The sequence below is a fragment of the Teichococcus globiformis genome, from assembly GCF_042646265.1.
Lineage (GTDB): Bacteria > Pseudomonadota > Alphaproteobacteria > Acetobacterales > Acetobacteraceae > Pseudoroseomonas > Pseudoroseomonas globiformis.
This window is the reverse complement of record NZ_JBHRTN010000018.1, coordinates 744,761-761,210: the sequence shown is the minus strand read 5'-3', so window position 1 is coordinate 761,210 and position 16,450 is coordinate 744,761. Positions and strand designations below refer to the sequence as shown.

Annotated in this window: 12 protein-coding genes; 2 read left to right on the top strand and 10 right to left on the bottom strand. The window is 67.2% G+C overall.

Annotated features, from left to right (window positions below; genetic code table 11):
• Positions 1–81: 81 nt before the first annotated feature.
• The 5 genes from ACFOD4_RS17775 to ACFOD4_RS17755 form a co-directional block, all read right to left on the bottom strand.
• Positions 82–441, bottom strand: coding sequence for a response regulator (locus ACFOD4_RS17775; protein ID WP_379598561.1), 360 nt, complete (start codon positions 439–441; stop codon positions 82–84).
• On the bottom strand, positions 438–3,725 hold the full coding sequence (locus tag ACFOD4_RS17770) for a PAS domain S-box protein (protein WP_379598560.1): 3,288 nt from the start codon (positions 3,723–3,725) through the stop codon (positions 438–440). Before ACFOD4_RS17770 ends, ACFOD4_RS17775 begins: the two co-directional genes overlap by 4 nt.
• A gap of 184 nt (positions 3,726–3,909) precedes the next feature.
• Positions 3,910–4,905, bottom strand: a complete 996-nt coding sequence (locus tag ACFOD4_RS17765; protein ID WP_379598558.1) for a tripartite tricarboxylate transporter substrate-binding protein — start codon at positions 4,903–4,905, stop codon at positions 3,910–3,912.
• 140 nt (positions 4,906–5,045) lie between these two features.
• Positions 5,046–6,851, bottom strand: coding sequence for a translation elongation factor 4 (gene lepA, locus ACFOD4_RS17760; protein ID WP_379598556.1), 1,806 nt, complete (start codon positions 6,849–6,851; stop codon positions 5,046–5,048).
• Between the two features lie 401 nt (positions 6,852–7,252).
• Positions 7,253–8,311, bottom strand: a complete 1,059-nt coding sequence (locus tag ACFOD4_RS17755) for a glycosyltransferase family 4 protein (RefSeq protein ID WP_379598554.1) — start codon at positions 8,309–8,311, stop codon at positions 7,253–7,255.
• A 174-nt stretch (positions 8,312–8,485) separates the two neighbouring features.
• On the opposite strand from ACFOD4_RS17755, the gene ACFOD4_RS17750 reads away from it, so the two are divergent.
• Positions 8,486–10,282, top strand: a complete 1,797-nt coding sequence (locus ACFOD4_RS17750) for an ABC transporter ATP-binding protein (protein ID WP_379598552.1) — start codon at positions 8,486–8,488, stop codon at positions 10,280–10,282.
• A 69-nt stretch (positions 10,283–10,351) separates the two neighbouring features.
• Here ACFOD4_RS17750 and ACFOD4_RS17745 read toward each other — a convergent pair whose 3' ends face one another.
• The 3 genes from ACFOD4_RS17745 to ACFOD4_RS17735 form a co-directional block, all read right to left on the bottom strand.
• Positions 10,352–11,467, bottom strand: a complete 1,116-nt coding sequence (locus ACFOD4_RS17745; RefSeq protein ID WP_379598550.1) for a patatin-like phospholipase family protein — start codon at positions 11,465–11,467, stop codon at positions 10,352–10,354.
• On the bottom strand, positions 11,467–12,432 hold the full coding sequence (locus ACFOD4_RS17740) for an SDR family oxidoreductase (protein ID WP_379598549.1): 966 nt from the start codon (positions 12,430–12,432) through the stop codon (positions 11,467–11,469). Before ACFOD4_RS17740 ends, ACFOD4_RS17745 begins: the two co-directional genes overlap by 1 nt.
• Before the next feature lie 78 nt (positions 12,433–12,510).
• Complete coding sequence (locus ACFOD4_RS17735) at positions 12,511–12,720, bottom strand: hypothetical protein (RefSeq protein WP_379598547.1); 210 nt, start codon at positions 12,718–12,720, stop codon at positions 12,511–12,513.
• Positions 12,721–12,939: 219 nt separating this feature from the next.
• On the opposite strand from ACFOD4_RS17735, the gene rpsD reads away from it, so the two are divergent.
• A complete protein-coding gene (gene rpsD / locus ACFOD4_RS17730; RefSeq protein ID WP_379598545.1) occupies positions 12,940–13,557 on the top strand; it encodes a 30S ribosomal protein S4 in 618 nt (205 codons plus the stop codon).
• A gap of 66 nt (positions 13,558–13,623) precedes the next feature.
• Here the strand turns inward: rpsD and ACFOD4_RS17725 are convergent, their stop codons facing one another.
• Positions 13,624–15,144, bottom strand: a complete 1,521-nt coding sequence (locus ACFOD4_RS17725) for a SpoVR family protein (RefSeq protein ID WP_379598543.1) — start codon at positions 15,142–15,144, stop codon at positions 13,624–13,626.
• A gap of 6 nt (positions 15,145–15,150) precedes the next feature.
• Positions 15,151–16,449, bottom strand: a complete 1,299-nt coding sequence (locus tag ACFOD4_RS17720) for a YeaH/YhbH family protein (RefSeq protein ID WP_379598541.1) — start codon at positions 16,447–16,449, stop codon at positions 15,151–15,153.
• Position 16,450: the final 1 nt, after the last annotated feature.

The following is a 16,450-nucleotide window of genomic DNA, read 5'->3' as shown; positions in this document are numbered from 1 at the left end:
TTTCCGGAGGCTCAGGCCGCCGCTGCTTTCGGACGGGAGGAGCCAAGCTCCTCCCGCCGTGTCTTCAGGCGGCGTGGTTCCTCAGGAGCAAACCCGCTCCAGGGCTAGGATCAGGTCGCGCGGGTCATAAGGTTTGGCCAGCACGGTGACGTCGCGATGCCGCTCCGGCAGGCCAGCGGCGCCGTAGCCGGTGGCCACCACAAACGGGATGTTGTGGTCGCTGAGCGTATCCGCCACAGGGGTGGAGGCTTGGCCCGCCAGGTTGATGTCCAGCACGGCGGCCTCGGGCCGCTCGGCTTCAAACAATTCCAGCGCTTCCTCCACCGTGGCGGCGGGGCCGAGCACGATGGCGCCGACTTCCAGCAACGCATCCTCCACCAGCATGGCGATCAGCGCCTCGTCTTCGACCACCAGGATGCGCCGTCCATTCAAGCCGCTCATGCGGGCTCCTCTTCCACCACCGGTCCGTTGACGGGGCGGAAGCGAATGGCCGCCACGAAGCCGTCACTCTCGTAATTCAGCTTTACCGAGGAGCCAGGCCCCAGCTCCGCCGGCAATCCACGCTCCAGCATGCGCGTGCCGAAGCCCTTGCGGGAAGGGGCCCGCACTGGCGGTCCATTTCCTTCGCGCCACATCAGTTGCACCATGCCATCGGCCTCGCCACCCCATCGAACCACAATACGCCCATCCTGATGAGTCAACGCGCCATGCTTGAGGGCGTTGGTCGCTAGTTCGTGCAGGGCGAGAGCGAGGCCCAGCGCCTGCTTGGGTGCCAGCCAGACGGTGGGGCCGCCGATGCGGAAGCGGAACTCGCCCGGTTCGCCCGCTGCCTCGCCTTGCCAGGGGGCCAGTACGGCCCGTGCCGTTTCTTCCAGCGTGGCGCCGCGCCAGGTGCGGGCGGTCAGCAGGTCATGCCCTCGCGACAGGGTCAGCAGCCGGGCCTGGAAGTCCTGCAGGAAGCGGGGAATGGCATCCGGTGCGCCGACAACATTGCGCGCCGTTTGCAGCGCCAAGGAATGCACGGTGGCCAGGGTGTTCTTGACCCGGTGGTTCAGCTCGCCCAGCAGCAGGGCCTGCCGTGCCTCGGCTGCCTTGGCGTCGGTCACGTCGCGCGACAGGCCGCCACGCCGCGTCATTCGGCCCTGGGCATCCAGAATGGGGAAGCCGACATCGCGGATCCAGCGCATGCCACCATCCGGGCGGGTGATGCGGTACTCGATGTCCTGCATGCCGGTGATGCGGGCCTGCGTTGCCGCGGCCTGCACACGATCGCGATCCGCGGGGTGGATCATTTCCACCCAGAGGCCAGGCTCGCGCTCCATCCGCTCCTGCGAGACGCCCCAGATGCGCTCGAAGGCCGGGCTCAGGAATTCCAGGTTCTGGCCGCTGATGTCGGACATCCACATCACGTCCGGGCTGGCCTCGGCGAAGCGGCGGAAGCGGCTCTCGGACGCGGCAAGGTCGGCCGCCGCCTGCACCGCTGCCTTGCGCGAAGCGGTCTGCGCCGCGACCTGCCGGGCCAGCGCCTCGCGTGCCTCGGCCAGTTCCGACACATCGGTCACGGCGCCGATCCAGCGGCGGATGGTCCCATCGGCGGCACGGGCGGGCAGGGCACGGGCCACGCACCAACGCCAGCCTCCCTCAGCCCGGCGCAGTCGCAGCTCGGCACTGAACGGCTTTCCGCCGCGCAGCGCCCTGCGCCAGGCACGCTCGGCCCTCTGCTGGTCCTCGGGGTGCACGAGCCGGTCCAGCGACTGCACGGCGATCCCGGGGGCAAGGCCCGTGAAATCCTGCAGGCGAGGGTTGACGTAGTCGATTCGCCCATCGGGCAAGGTTGACCAGACGATCTGCGGAATGGCCTCGGCCAGCGTGCGGAAGCGCAGCTCGCTCTCGCGCAGTGCCTCGGCGGCGCGGCGGCTCGCGTCGATGTCGGTGATGGCGGCCACGGCCCCGACGATCCGCCCCTGCGCATCGCGAATCGGCGTGCCAGCCACCCGCAGCCATACCATGGAGCCGTCGCCACGCCGGTAATGATGCTCCGCCGTGGCCGGCAGGCCGGTCAGCAAGGCACGGGCCAGCGGGAACTCCGGCCCGTCCATGCGGCGGCCATCGGCGTGGTAGGCCTCCAGCTTGGCGCGGTATTCGCCAATGCCGCCCAGCAACTCGACCGGGCTTCGCAGGATCTCCTCCAGCCGCCGGTTGCCGAGCAGGATCCGCCCCGAGGGGGCCTCGGCCAGCAGCACGCCGACGGGGACGTTGTCCATCACCGCCTTGAGTCGCGCCTCGCTTTCCCGAAGCGCCGCCTGGGCCGCGCGCTCGTCGCTGACATCGCGGAAGAACAGCGTCAGCCCCTCTGCCGAGGGAAAAATGTCAGCCGAGATCCAGCGCGCCAGGGCCGGATGGAAGGCAGTGACGGATTGCGCCGTTCCATCCTGCCGCGCCACCTCGAAGGCGGCGGAGAAGGGGCCCTCGTCCCATCCGGGAAAGCTTTCCGGCAAACGGCGGCCGATGGCCTCCCCGGTGCTGGCGGCCAGGGCACGTGCGCGACCGTTGAGGTAGAGCAGCACCCCTTCGCGGTCGAGCACCAGGACGCTGTCAGTGGTGCTTTCCAGCACGGTGTGAAGCCGGGCCGAAAGGGCGATGCGCTCCGCTTCCAGGTCATCGCGCTCCGCGGCCGCCTTGGTCAGCGCCGCCGCAGCCTCGTCGATTTCGCGCAACCCGGTCGGTGGAAAGGCGGGCAGCGGACCACCCCGCCCAAAGGCGTGGGCGATCTCGCCCAGCCGCCCCAGCGGCGTCGCTACGCGCCGGTCCACCCAGAGGGCCAATGCCAGGGTGAACATGGCCAGCACCGAGCCGCCCACCAGCACCACCGGCGTCAGCACACGGTAAAGGGCGCCGTCCAGCGTCTCGGTCGGGAGGGAAACGGTGACGGTCCAGGGCGTCGATTCGACGCGGCGCCAGGCGGTATAGACCGGCTCCGAACGGGCCGTTTGGCTGAGCAGCCAACCCTGGTTTGAATCCGTGCGCAGGACCCGGCGTATGGGGCTGGTGGCGGTCAATTCGCGCCCTACCGAACCGGGCAGGGGAGGGCTGCGCGCCAGCAATCGGGCATTCTCGTCGATAATGGTGACGATCCATTCCGAAGGCACGGTCAGTCGCTGGATGCGCGGCCGCCACAGCGGCATGGGGTCAAGCGAGGCGGTGAGAAACAGCGATGGGTGCCCCGGGCCCTGTGGCCAGAGCTCCTCGGTGATGTCGAGGCGCAGCGGCTCGTCCGCCGTCAGCGAGTGGCGGCTGGAGATGCCGGTGCTTCGGGGAGCATCACGCAGCACCGGGAGCACGATCCCCGGCTTGTGCGGGTCGATAAAGGCGCGGCCGCTGTCGACAACGATGTGGCCCTGCACATCGGTCAGCCAGATGCGGGCGCGGTAGGTCATCGGCAGGGTGCGCGCGGCCTCGTGGAAGGCAGCAAAATCCTGGTTGCGGAGTGCAGGCGAGCGGCCCAGTGCGGCCAGTTCTCCGCGCAGCCCCAGCACCTCGCGTTCCAGCCCGAAGGCCAGTTCGCGCGCTGCCTCCGCCGCCTGGGCGGAAAGGCGGTCCCGCTCGGCTTCGGCCATCCGGCCAGCCACATGGCCGGCCATACCCCAGACCGGCAGGAAGACGGCCAGGGCGATGAGCAGCAAATAAAGCCGAACGGTCGGCGCCCGTCGTGTCGCCTGCCTCATCGTCCTGACCGGATCCGCCCGCGGCGGGGTTGCATCAACCTCCCCATGCGGCGGCGCGGCGCCATGCGCAAGGGTCAAGACGAGCCTGCCGGACGAACCCAAGGCAGAGTGACCGGTTGGAACGAATGTTCGGTTGTGTGCGTCCCTCTTCTACCAATCGAGGCGTGCATGAATGCCGGGATATTCAATCGGCATACTGCCCGGCAGCTTCGATCACAGGCTTCCACTTGGCGATATCGGCCTTCCAGAATGTCTCATGGGCCGTCGGTGTGGCGCGATCCTGCGTTACCGGCGTGGTCCCCAGATCGGCGAAGCGCTCCACCACGCGGGGATCGCGCAGCGCTACCTGCAACGCCGCGGAAAGCCGGTTCACGATGGCGGCGTCAGTGCCCTTCGGCGCGTAGAGCCCGTGCCAGATAGTGACCTCCATGCCGGACAGGCCGCCCTCGGCCGCGGTGGGGACATCGGGCATGGCCTTCAGGCGCTCGGGCGTGGTGACGGCGAAGACCTTCACAGCGCCGGCCCGGATCTGCTCCGTGGTGTTGGTGGTCTGATCGCACAGGACGTCCACGGTGCCGGCCACCAGATCGGTCATGGCCGGAGCGGTGCCGCGATAGGGAACGGTGGTCATGGGCGCGCCCACAGCCTGGCGGAACAGCAGGCCGCAGAGATGGCTGGCGGCGCCGATCCCGGCATGGGCGTAGTTCAGCTTCTCGCCTTCCTTTTTCACCAGGGCGGTCAGCTCGGCCATGTTGGCGGCGGGGATGTCCTTGCGGGTGATGATGGTCATCGGCACCTCGGTGACGAGGCCGATGGGTGCGAAGCCATTGACGGGATCATAAGGCAGCCGGCGGTAAAGGGTTGGCGTGGTGCCCATGCCGATATGGTGCATCAGGATGTTGTAGCCATCCGGGCGGGCCTGCGCGGTGCGCGCCGCGCCCAGCGTGCCGCCGGCACCGCCAACATTCTCGACCACCACGGTTTGCCCGAGGTCGCGTCCCATGGCCTCGGCCACCAGCCGGGCAACGGTGTCGGTCGGCCCGCCGGCTGCGAAGGGCACGACCATGGTGATGGTGCGGGTCGGGTAGTTGCCCTGCGCCCGGGCGGAGCCGGACGGGAAAAGAGCCAGCGCCGAGAGGGCGAGGCCGGCCAGGGAAACAGGCAGGCAGCGACGAAGCATCAATCAAGTCCTTCCGACGTTTCCGTCCGCTTCTCAGGCGGTGCGGGCGCCCTCCACCGGGGTGGGCGGAGAGGCGTGGAAGAACGTTACAGCAAGGTCAGCTTTCGGAGCCATCACGGAATAGGCTCCGCTGGCCGCTCTCAGCTATCCATCTTAAGGGCGGCGATGAAGGCCGATTGCGGGATCTCGACCTTGCCGAATTGCCGCATCCGCTTCTTGCCTTCCTTCTGCTTCTCCAGAAGCTTGCGCTTGCGGGAAATGTCGCCGCCATAGCACTTGGCGGTAACGTCCTTTGACATGGCGGAAATGGTTTCGCGCGCGATGACCCGGCCACCAATCGCCGCCTGAATGGGGATCTTGAAGAGCTGACGGGGGATCAGGTCCTTCAGCTTCTCGCAGATGGAGCGGCCGCGGCGTTCGGCCTGGGAGCGGTGCGCCATGAAGGACAGCGCGTCCACCGGCTCGTTGTTCACCAGAATCGAGATCTTCACGAGGTCGCCCTCGTCATAGCCGTCCATCTGGTAGTCGAAGGAGGCGTAGCCCCGCGAGACCGATTTCAGCCGGTCGTAGAAGTCAAACACCACCTCGTTCAGCGGCAGGCGATACACCGCCATGGCGCGGTTGCCGACATAGGTCAGTTCCACCTGCTGGCCCCGGCGCTCCGAGCACAGCGTCAGGATCGAGCCGAGATGCTCGTCCGGCACCATGATGGTGGCCTTGATCCAGGGCTCCTCGATCTTGTCGATCTGCGTTGGGTCCGGCATGTCGGCCGGGTTGTGCAGGTCGCTGGTCACGCCTTTGCTGTCGGTCAGCTTGTAGACCACCGAGGGGGCGGTCGCGATCAGGTCGAGGTCGAACTCGCGCGACAGCCGTTCCTGGATGATCTCCAGGTGCAAAAGGCCAAGGAAGCCGCAGCGGAAGCCGAAGCCCAGCGCCGCCGAGCTTTCCGCCTCGAAATGAAAGGACGCGTCGTTCAGCCGAAGCTTGCCGAGCGATTCGCGCAGCTTCTCGAAATCATCGGCATCGACCGGATAGAGGCCGCACCAGACCACAGGGATGGAGGGCTTGAAGCCCGCCAGAGGCTCGGCGGCGGGGGTGCGGTCATCGGTGATGGTGTCGCCGACATTGGTCTCGGCCACCGTCTTGATGGCGGCGTTGAGGTAGCCCATCTCGCCCGGGCCGAGGTAATCCACCGGCACCATCTTGGGGCGGAACACGCCGACGCTGTCCACCGTCTGGGTAGTGCCCTCCGCCATGAAGCGGATCTTCTGACCCTTGCGGATGGTACCGTCCACCACCCGGATCAGGATGATGACGCCGAGATAGGGGTCGTACCAGCTGTCCACCAGCAGGGCCTTGAGCGGCGCGGAAGCGTCGCCCTTGGGAGCCGGCAGGCGGGTGACGATGGCTTCCAGCACGCCCTCGATGTTGAGGCCGGACTTGGCCGAGATTTCCACCGCCTCCGAGGCGTCGAGACCGATCACATCCTCGATCTGCTGCTTCACCCGCTCCGGCTCGGCGGCTGGCAGGTCGATCTTGTTGAGAACGGGGACGATCTCGTGATTGGCGTCGATCGCCTGGTATACATTGGCCAGCGTCTGCGCTTCGACCCCCTGGGAGGCATCGACCACCAGCAGCGAGCCCTCGCAGGCGGCCAGCGACCGGCTGACCTCATAGGCAAAATCCACATGACCCGGCGTGTCCATGAGGTTCAGGACATAGGTTTCGCCGTCCTGCGCCTTGTAGTCGAGCCGCACGGAAGCCGCCTTGATGGTGATGCCGCGCTCCTGCTCCAGCTCCATGCTGTCGAGCATCTGCTCCTTCATGTCGCGCAGCGCGACGGAGCCCGTGGCCTGGATCAGGCGGTCGGCCAGGGTCGATTTGCCATGGTCGATATGGGCGATGATCGAGAAATTGCGGATACGGGAGAGCGGCGTGTCGGTCATGCTGTTCCGGCGGCAGAGTCGGGAAGGCGGTCAACACCCGCCGAGAGGTCCGCGCAGCAGATAGGGCATGCGGGGCGGGAATCAAAGCGGAACCGGGACGCATGCGCACTGGCCGGGAAGTGTTATGTCCCTCGTCACCCGGTGCTCCGTACCCCCGGAGGCCCATTTGCGGCCGCTGGCGGCGGAGCAGCGACATGCCCACCGGCTCGGCACAAGACGGCTTCAGCCTGAAACCGTAGCGGCCTGGACGCTGCTTCACCTCGTGGCGAGGGCTTCCCGAAGGGTGAAGCTTTAACTGTCAGGGACGTTCGAGAGGGCCGCCCCGTCCTCGCATGGCCGGCCGGAGACGAAAAAGGCCGGAAGCGGCGAGGCGCTCCCGGCCAGGTTTTGGTGCCGTGCCCTTATTCGGCGGCGACGGCCAGTTGCGGAGCCTCGCGGCGGCACAGCCCCTCGTAGAGGGACACGTAGTCCTCAGCCATGCGGCGGCCGGTGAACCGCTTGTCGAACTGGGCGCGTACGCCGGCGCGGGGCAGTTCCTTGACGCGGGCCACGGCCGAGATCGCCTCGGACATGCTGGTCACCGAGTAGCCTGTGATGCCGTCATCCACCACCTCAGGCACCGAGCCGTGGCGGAAGGCGATCACCGGCGTGCCGCAGGCCATGGCTTCGATCATCACCAGTCCGAACGGCTCCGGCCAGTCGATCGGCGTCAGCAGGGCGATGGCATTGGCCAGGAAGTCCTGCTTCTGCGTCTCGTTGATCTCGCCAATGAACTCGATCAGCGGATGGTTCAGCATCGGCTTGATCTTGCTCTCGAAGTAATCGACGTCGACCTTGTCCACCTTGGCCGCGATCTTCAGCGGGGTATTGGTGGCAATGGCGATCTCGATCGCCCGGTCGCAGCGCTTCTCCGGCGCGATGCGGCCCAGGAAGGCTAGGTAGCCCGGCTTCGCCTGTGCGTCCGGCACCAGCAGGCGCTCCGGCAGGCCATGATAAACGGTGCCGGCCCAATGTGCCTGAGGCAACGGGCGGCGCTGGTCGTTGGAGATCGACACCACCGGCGCGTTGGGGAAGGCGTCAAATACGGGCTGCAGCTCCTGCAGGTCCAGCCGGCCGTGCAGCGTGGTCACGAAGGGGACGCTCTGCCGCGAGAAGAGCGGGAAGGGCAGGTAGTCCAGGTGGAAGTGCAGCAGGTCGAACTCGTGCCTGCGGCGATAAACCTGCTCCAGCATCAGCGTCAGCGGCGCGTTGGCGTCACGCACGGAAGGGTCCAGCCGCAGCGCCTTGGTGCTCATGGGCGCCAGCTTGGCCTTGGTGATCGAGTCGCCGCTGGCAAACAGCGTCACCTCGTGGCCCAGCTCGACCAGCTCCTCCGTCAGGTAGGACACGATCCGCTCAGTGCCCCCGTACAGCTTCGGGGGCACGGCCTCGGTAAGGGGAGCGATCTGAGCGATACGCATCGGGTCGGGTCTCCATTGCTTCGTCACTGGGTGGATAGATCGCAGGTGATTGAGGTTTGGATTCGGCAAACTTCGCCACGATTTCGTCTTGATGCTGGCGTTACCTCAGCAAGAACGCGGCCCAAGGCTGGGCTCACGCGTTTGTGCTTCAGGTTTCGGAGGCGAGTTCCCCCCATGCAGCGTGCCGACACCAGCGACCTGCTCCGCCTATCCCGGCGTCCGATCGGGTTCCTGTTCCGCCACCTGCGGCCCTACGCCGGCAGCCACGTCGCGATCATGATCGCGGTGCTCGGCGCGGTCGGCTGTTCGGTGGGTGCCAATTATGCCGTGAAGAACCTGATCGACACGTTGTCGGGCGGCCCGTCCAACGTGGCCTCCACCGCCGTGTGGACCGCCTTCGCCATCCTGGCCGGCATTATCACCGCCGATAACCTGTTGTGGCGCGTCGGCGGCTGGATCGCGGCGGATCGCTTTCCCCGCGCCACCGCCTCGATGCGGGCCGAGCTGTTCCATCACCTTTCCGGCCACTCGCCCGGTTATTTCGCCAACCGCTCTTCCGGCACGCTGGCGGCCCGGATCAGCGCCACCGGCACGGCAGGCTTCACCGTGCTGCAGAATTTCACGTGGCACACCGTGCCCCCCGCGGTGGCGGTCACCCTGGCGATTGCCTTCCTCGCCAGTGTGGACCCGCTGATGGCGGGCTGCCTTGTGGTGGCGGCAGGGCTGCTGGCGGCGGGTGTTGCCTGGCTCGGCCGCAAGGGCGAGGTGATGCATGACCGCTTCGCTGGACGGGCCGCCGCAGTGGACGGGCAGCTGGTGGACGTGGTGCAGAATTTCTCGCTGGTCCGTGCCTTCGGCGCCTTCGGCCGGGAGCGTGTGCTGCTCGACAAGTCGCTGGCCGATGAAACCGCCGCTCGCCGCGCCAGCCTTCGCTACCTGGAGAAGCTTCGCCTGGTACACGGCGCCGCTACCGCCGTGATGACGGCCGTGCTGCTGTGGTGGGTGGTGACGCTGTGGCAGGCCGGACGTGCCACGGCCGGCGACATCGTGCTGGTCTGCACGCTGGGCTTCACCATCCTGCATGCCTCGCGCGACCTCGCCATGGCCCTGGTGGACCTGACGCAGTACGTGGCCCGCATGCGGGAAGCGCTGGTGTCGCTGCTGGTGCCGCATGACCTGCCGGATGTGGAAAACGCCAGCCTGCTGGAGGGCCGGGGCGGCGCGGTGGATTTCCGCGACGTGGTGTTCAGCTATCCGGCCGCTCCGGAAGGCTCGCCGCCAATCCTGCGTGGGCTGAACCTGTCCATTCCCAAAGGGCAGAAGGTTGGCGTGGTCGGGCGCTCGGGCGCCGGCAAGTCCACCCTGTTGACGCTTCTGCAGCGCCATTCCGCACCGCAATCGGGCGAAGTGGACATCGACGGGCAGAACATTGCCGATGCAACGCGGGAAAGCCTGGCCGAGCAGATCGCGGTGGTGCCGCAGGATGTCTCCCTGTTTCACCGCACGGTGCTGGAGAACATCCGCTACGCCCGCCCCGATGCGACTGACGAGGAAGTGCTGGCTGCCGCCGAGGCCGCTCGCTGCCGCGACTTCATCGAGGCCCTGCCAGAGGGCTTCGACACCATTGTCGGCGACCGTGGCGCCAAGCTTTCGGGCGGTCAGCGCCAGCGCCTGGCCATCGCCCGCGCCCTGCTGAAGAACGCGCCGATCCTGCTGCTCGACGAGGCCACCTCGGCGCTCGACAGCGAGTCGGAGGCCGAAGTGCAGAAGGCACTCGACTCCCTGATGGAGGGCCGCACGGTGATCGCCGTGGCCCACCGCCTGGCCACCCTGACCAATTTCGACCGCATTGTCGTCATGGACCAGGGGCAGGTGGTGCAGGATGGCCCGCCAGACCAGCTGATGCGCCGCCCTGGCCCCTACCAGGACATGGTGCGCCGGCAGTCGGAGGCGCTGCAGGTGGCGGCTTGAACCGCACCGAGGCAGCATCCGGCTGAACCTGGAGGGGGGCGAAGGCTCCCCTCTTTTTCGTTCACCGCTTCACTCCGCGCCTTCCGCCGGGGTGTCGATCTCGTGGACGACCAGCCCCGCACCGGTCGGCAGATGGCGTGCCTGCTCCAGCGCGATGCGCATGTCTGCACCACCTCTCTGCCAGCGCTGGGTCAGGGTCTTGCCCGAGAAATCGAAGGCCTTGCCCAGCCCCGCCTCGTCCAGCGCGGCGCGGTAGCTCAGGCAGATTACCGCCGTGCGCTGTGTTCGGGCCTCCTGCCGCAGGTTGGCGAGGGCAGGATCGTCCGCCAGGTGTTCCGGAAGATGGGCCAGCAAGGCGCGCAGCCGGTGTTCCCGCTGCCGTCCCTCCACCATGCGGCGGGTCTGGTTGCCGAAAGCGATGTCCCCTGCCCGGGAGGCGGCGGCGGCCAGGGTGTGCGGGCGGCTGCCGCGACGGGCGAACAGCTCGACGGCCAGGCAGAGCACCTCCTCCGGGGGCAGGTCGTCCAGGATCAGGTCCAGGGGCAGGTTCGACGCCAGCCCGCCATCGCCCAGCAGCCGGCCCTCGATTTCGACCGGGCCGAACAGGGGCAGGAGGGCGCCCGAGGCCAGCAGGTGCTCTGGACCGATGCGCTGTCCGCGCGCGGTATCGAACACCACGCGGTCACCACTCTCGATGTCGGTGGCGGTGATACTCACCCTGATGGTGCCGCTGTTGAGTCGGCCGAAATCAACCAGCTGTTCAAGCTGCGCCCGCAGCGGCGAAAGATCGTACAGGGCAGGCACGTCGCGCACGCCGGCCCCGGGCAGGCCGAGGCGAGGGCGAAAGATCGACGGGCATCCGAACAAGTGAGACTGCAGCGCCGCCGCCATCGCCTCCGCTTCCCGCCAGGGGCCGGTGAAGGGCGCGCCGAACCAGAGCGGGGCCAAGGGCAAAGGCTCGTGGGTGGCGGCCTGCCAGAACTCCTTAAGCCGGGCCGCGCGCCGTTCCGGCGGGTTGCCGGCGATCAGCGCGGCGGTGATGGCGCCCACCGAAGCGCCGGCAATCCAGCGTGGCTCCTGTCCGGCGTCCTGCAGCGCGGCGCAGGCACCGGCTTCGTAGGCGCCGAGCGCGATGCCGCCGGAAAGGGCGAGGGCCGTGAAGGGCTGCGTTGCGGGGGCCGGCATCAGCGGGACATCCGGCGCAGGATCAGCACGGCGGCCAGCAGGCCGAAGGCCGCCAGCGGCACCCCGCCATTGTTGGGCCCGTGCCGCCAGCCGCCGCGCACCCGGGCTTCATCCACCATGGGTGTGAACAACGCGCCGTCGGTGTCCGGACTGGCTTCCCGCGCCAGGAAGCCGGCATGGAGGGCGCGTCCGGTCAGGCGTGTAGCGACCGGGGCAGGGGCCAGTCGCTTCATCAGCGTGCCGAACCAGGCGAAGCCGCCGATCGGCGTCTCGGCACGCGGGTTGTCGACCAAACGCAACACGGCCTGCGCCACCTTCTCGGGCGTGTAGACGGGCGGCGCCGCCCGCACGCGCCGGTGGCTGTAATTGGCCGCATGCTGGAAGAAGGGCGTGTCGATTACGGAAGGCAGGATGGTGCAGATCTGGATGCCGGGCTGATCCAGCACTTCCTGCCGCAGTGCCTCGGACAATCCGCGCACGGCGAATTTGCTGGTGGCGTAGGCGGTGGAATCGGGCTTGGCGATGCGGCCGACGATGGAGGCATTCTGGATCAGCACGCCATGCCCCTGCCGCCGGAACACCGGCATGGCCGCGCGGGCCCCGTGCACGTAGCCGAACAGGTTGGTCTCGATCACCCGGCGCCAGGCTTCGGGCGGAATGTCCTCGAACCGGCCGAAAACACCGACACCCGCATTGTTGAACCAAACGTCGATCCGGCCGAAATGCTCCAGCGCCTGGCCGGCCAGATGCCGGACCTGGTCCTCATCCGTGGTATCGGTCGGCACCGCCAGGGCATGCACGCCCATACCTTCGCATTCGCGCGCCAGCTCCTCCAGCCGCTCCGCCCGGCGCGCGGCCAGAACCAGGTGGTCGCCTCGTTCGGCGAAGGCATAGGCCGTGGCGCGGCCAATGCCGCTGGACGCGCCGGTGATCACGACGACGCGGCCATTTTCTGCCAAGGACATGCTCCAGACCCCTTCTCGCTGCTGGTATGCCGCGTTGCAGCATTGCTTTGCAGAACGGGAAGCGGTGGAGGGTGGTTGCTAGGGCGCCTCGGCCTGCCGGGCCAGCCGCCGGGCCAAACCATAGCCGATCATGCCCCCTACCGGTGCCGCCGGCAGCACCAGGACCCAGGCGGCATGCACGCCATTGACCACGAGGCCCAGGCCGATGCCCAGCATCAACCCCCCGACAAGGCTGCCCGCTACTCCCGCCGTTAGCCCCAGGATCAGGATTTCCGCCCGTGTGACCATTGGATTTGCTCCTCCCGCCTGAAACTCCGGGTAGGGGGGTGGGCGGCGTTTGACAAGCGGCCCGGGCAGCGGCTACAGGCGCGCACCTTTCCGGGAAAGCGGACGTGGGCCCGGTCCTGCGCGCCCGCCCCTTGGCACCAGCCTTGGGGACTACCGGGACACAACGGCACCTCGGACCGGTCAACGGCAGCGGGGCCACAACAAGAAGGAGCCCGCCGCATGACGAAGCGCGCGGAAAGCAAGTACAAGATCAATCGCCGCCTGGGCGTGAACCTGTGGGGCCGCGCCAAGTCCCCGGTCGCCAAGCGCGAATATGGCCCCGGCCAGCATGGCCAGCGCCGCAAGCAGAAGCCGACCGACTTCGGCATCCAGCTGATGGCCAAGCAGAAGCTGAAGGGCTACTACGGCAATATTGGCGAGAAGCAGTTCCGCAAGTATTACGAGGAGGCCGTGCGCCGCAAGGGCGACACCTCCGAGAACCTGATCGAGATCCTGGAGCGCCGCCTGGACGCCGTGATCTACCGCATGAAGCTGGCGATGACGCCCTTTGCGGCCCGGCAGTTCGTGAACCACGGCCACGTCACGGTCAACGGCAAGCGCGTCAACATCCCCTCCTACCTGGTCCGCGACAATGACGTGGTCGAGGTCAAGGAGAAGTCGAAGCAGCTGGTGATGGTGCTGGACGCCGCGCAGAGCGGCGAGCGCGACGTGCCGGAATACATCGAGGTGGACCACCGCCAGATGAAGGGCCGCTTCCTGCGCGCGCCCAAGCTGTCGGACGTGCCGTATCCGGTGCAGATGGAACCGAACCTGGTCGTCGAGTTCTACTCGCGCTGATCCCGGCCTGACCGGAATAATGAAGGGCGGGGCCTTGCGGCTCCGCCCTTTTTCATGGCGCGATCCTCAGGGGGCCGCCGAGTGCACTGCCAGGATGTTGTCGGTCACCATGTCCACCTCCTGCAGCCGCACCTCGTAGCCCCAAAGGCTGGCGAGGTAGCGCATGGTCGCCGCCGCATCCTTGGAATGTAGCAGCCGTCCTGGCCTGGTGCGGTGCTCCAGAAGCAGCCGCCGGTCGCCGGCCAGGTCAACGTCCAGGACCTGGATGTCAGGCGTGCCAATCCCTGGATCGTAGCTGCGGGCCAGTGACCGGCGGATTTCCCGATAGCCATCCTCGTCATGGATGGCGTCCACCAGCAGATGGCTGTCGGTGGTGTCGTCCAGCAAGCGGAACAGGCGGAAGCGGCGAATCACGGCAGGAGACAGGAACTGCAGGATGAAGCTTTCATCCCGGTAGTTGGCCCAGGCATGTTTCAGCGTGCCGATGGCATCCTTGTTGCCGGCGAAGTCGGGGAACCAGCGCCGGTCCTCTTCCGAAGGGTCGGTGCAGGCGCGGGCGATGTCGTTCATCATCGCGTAGCCGAGCGCATAGGGGTTCAGGTTTGGTCCCACATGCTCGAAGCCGTGCTGCTGGATGACGGAGCTGGTGGAATGGATGCATTCCAGGAAGGCTGCATCGTCGATCTGCCCGGTCTCGTGCAGCCGGGTCATGATCTGGTGATGCACCCAGGTGGCGCAGCCCTCGTTCATCACCTTGGCCTGAGGCTGCGGGTAGAAGTACTGTGCAATCAACCGGACGATGCGGATCAGTTCCCGCTCCCAGCTCTTCAGAACGGGCGAGGTCTTCTCCAGGAAGTAAAGCAGGTTCTCCTCAGGCAGGCCCAGACGCCGGCGGCGCTCGGCCACTGTGTCCGTGGCATGCACCGGCTTGACGCCAGGTACGGTTCGCCACAGGTCGTTGAACACTTTCTGGTCGTACTGCCGCCGCTCGCGCTCGCGGTGCTCCTCGCTCTGCAGGTTCAGCGGTCGCTTGCCGCCATGCCGGTGGACGCCGTTTCGGGATAGTGCATGCGCTGCATCCAGCACCCGCTCCACCGCGGCGATGCCGTGCTGGTCCTCGCAGCGGGAGATGAAGCTGCGGGCGAATTCGAGGTAGTCCAGGATGGCCGTGGCGTCCGTCCATTGCCGGAACAGGTGGTTGTTCTTGAAGAAGTGGTTGTGGCCGAAAGCGGCGTGAGCAATGACAAGCGCCTGCATCGTCGCCGTGTTGCCCTCCATCAGATAGGAGATGCAGGGGTTGGCGTTGATCACCACCTCGTAGGCGAGGTTGCTGTAGCCCTTCTTGTACTCGTTCTCGTGCTGCAGGAAGTGCTTGCCGTAGGACCAGTGCCGGTAGGTGATCGGCATGCCATGGGCAGTGTACACATCCAGCATCTGCTCGGAGCTGATGACCTCGATGCGGTTGGGGTAGACATCGAGGCCGAGTTCCTGCTCGGCAATGCGCTCGATGGCGTCATAGGACCGGCGCAGCGTGGCAAAGTCCCAGGCCGTGCCGGAGTAGAGCAGGGAAGATGAGCCGCTCTCCATGGCGCCTTACCCCGCCACCGGGCGCTTGCCGAACAGGTCGCGGAACACCGGGAAGATTTCCCGCCGGTCGCTGACACGGCGCATCGCCATGTGCTCGACCCGGTCGGACAGCGGATCATAGCCGCGCCAAAGGTCGGTTTCACCGCGGATCACGGCGCCGGAAGGTGCCACCTCGATATAGGCGAAATGCTGCACCAGCGGCAGGATATCGTTCTCCAGCAACTGCACGGCACGGGCGGTGTCGCCGCCATAGTTGTCGCCATCCGAGGCCTGGGCCGCATAGATGTTCCAGGATGCGGCCGGGTAGCGTTCGCGCTGGATGCGGATCAACTCGGCCAGAGCCGAAGAGACGATGGTGCCGCCGGTGCGGGGGTCGGTGAAGAAGGTCTTCTCGTCCACTTCCTCCGCTGCCTCCGTGTGGCGGATGAACACCAGTTCCACACGCTTGTAGCGGCGCTCGAGGAAGACGTGCAGCAGCAGGAAGAACCGCTTGGCCAGGTCCTTCATGCTTTCGGTCATGGAGCCGGACACATCCATCAGACAAAACATCACCGCCCGCGCCGAAGGCTTCGGTGTCGGGGTGAATCGGCGGTAACGCAGATCGACCGGGTCGACCCAGGGTATGCGCGCCTGACGCCGCCGGGCCTCGGCCACCTCGGCGCGCAGCGCTTTCAGCCGCTCCGGCTCCTCGCCGCTTTCCTCCAGCGCCGCGACCTCGGCCTCCATGTTGCGCACCGCTTCACTCTTGGGGCGCTTCAGCCCGATGCGGCGCGCCAGGCTCTGGCGCATGGAGCGCGCCAGGTCGATCTGCGAGGGCGAGCCATCGGTGGAGATGCCAGTGCGCTGCGGCGACACCGTCTCGGTGTCCAGGATGTCGCGCTTCACCAGGTCCGGAAGCTCGAGATCCTCAAAGAACAGGTCGAGGAACTCGTCGCGGGTGAGCACAAAGCGGAAATTGTCCTCGCTGCCGCCTCCGCCCTCACCGGAGGCGCCGCTGCCTCCGCCACCGCCGGCCCCGCCGCCTTTTCCATCGGGGCGCTTCAGGCGGTCGCCGACCGAGAATTCCTTGTTGCCCGGCAGAACGATGTCGCGTCGGCCGCTGGTGAACACCTCGTGGAACACAGGCTCATGCAGCGAGTCGGCGGGGATGGTAACAGCCTCGCCATGCCCGGTTTCCCGCAGTGTCCCGCTGTCCACCGCATCCCGGACCGCCCGGAGCACTGCCTGCCGTGCCCGGACCAGGACGCGGCGGCGGTTCTCGAGGTTCTTGCCATGCGGGTTCGGTCGTCTGTCGATGATGTCCAAA

Bases quoted from the DNA above. Each gene is read 5' to 3' on its own strand.
- ACFOD4_RS17775 (WP_379598561.1), bottom strand. From the start codon at position 441: ATGAGCGGCTTGAATGGACGGCGCATCCTGGTGGTCGAAGACGAGGCG.
- ACFOD4_RS17770 (WP_379598560.1), bottom strand. From the start codon at position 3,725: ATGAGGCAGGCGACACGACGGGCGCCGACCGTTCGGCTTTATTTGCTG.
- ACFOD4_RS17765 (WP_379598558.1), bottom strand. From the start codon at position 4,905: ATGCTTCGTCGCTGCCTGCCTGTTTCCCTGGCCGGCCTCGCCCTCTCG.
- lepA (WP_379598556.1), bottom strand. From the start codon at position 6,851: ATGACCGACACGCCGCTCTCCCGTATCCGCAATTTCTCGATCATCGCC.
- ACFOD4_RS17755 (WP_379598554.1), bottom strand. From the start codon at position 8,311: ATGCGTATCGCTCAGATCGCTCCCCTTACCGAGGCCGTGCCCCCGAAG.
- ACFOD4_RS17750 (WP_379598552.1), top strand. From the start codon at position 8,486: ATGCAGCGTGCCGACACCAGCGACCTGCTCCGCCTATCCCGGCGTCCG.
- ACFOD4_RS17745 (WP_379598550.1), bottom strand. From the start codon at position 11,467: ATGCCGGCCCCCGCAACGCAGCCCTTCACGGCCCTCGCCCTTTCCGGC.
- ACFOD4_RS17740 (WP_379598549.1), bottom strand. From the start codon at position 12,432: ATGTCCTTGGCAGAAAATGGCCGCGTCGTCGTGATCACCGGCGCGTCC.
- ACFOD4_RS17735 (WP_379598547.1), bottom strand. From the start codon at position 12,720: ATGGTCACACGGGCGGAAATCCTGATCCTGGGGCTAACGGCGGGAGTA.
- rpsD (WP_379598545.1), top strand. From the start codon at position 12,940: ATGACGAAGCGCGCGGAAAGCAAGTACAAGATCAATCGCCGCCTGGGC.
- ACFOD4_RS17725 (WP_379598543.1), bottom strand. From the start codon at position 15,144: ATGGAGAGCGGCTCATCTTCCCTGCTCTACTCCGGCACGGCCTGGGAC.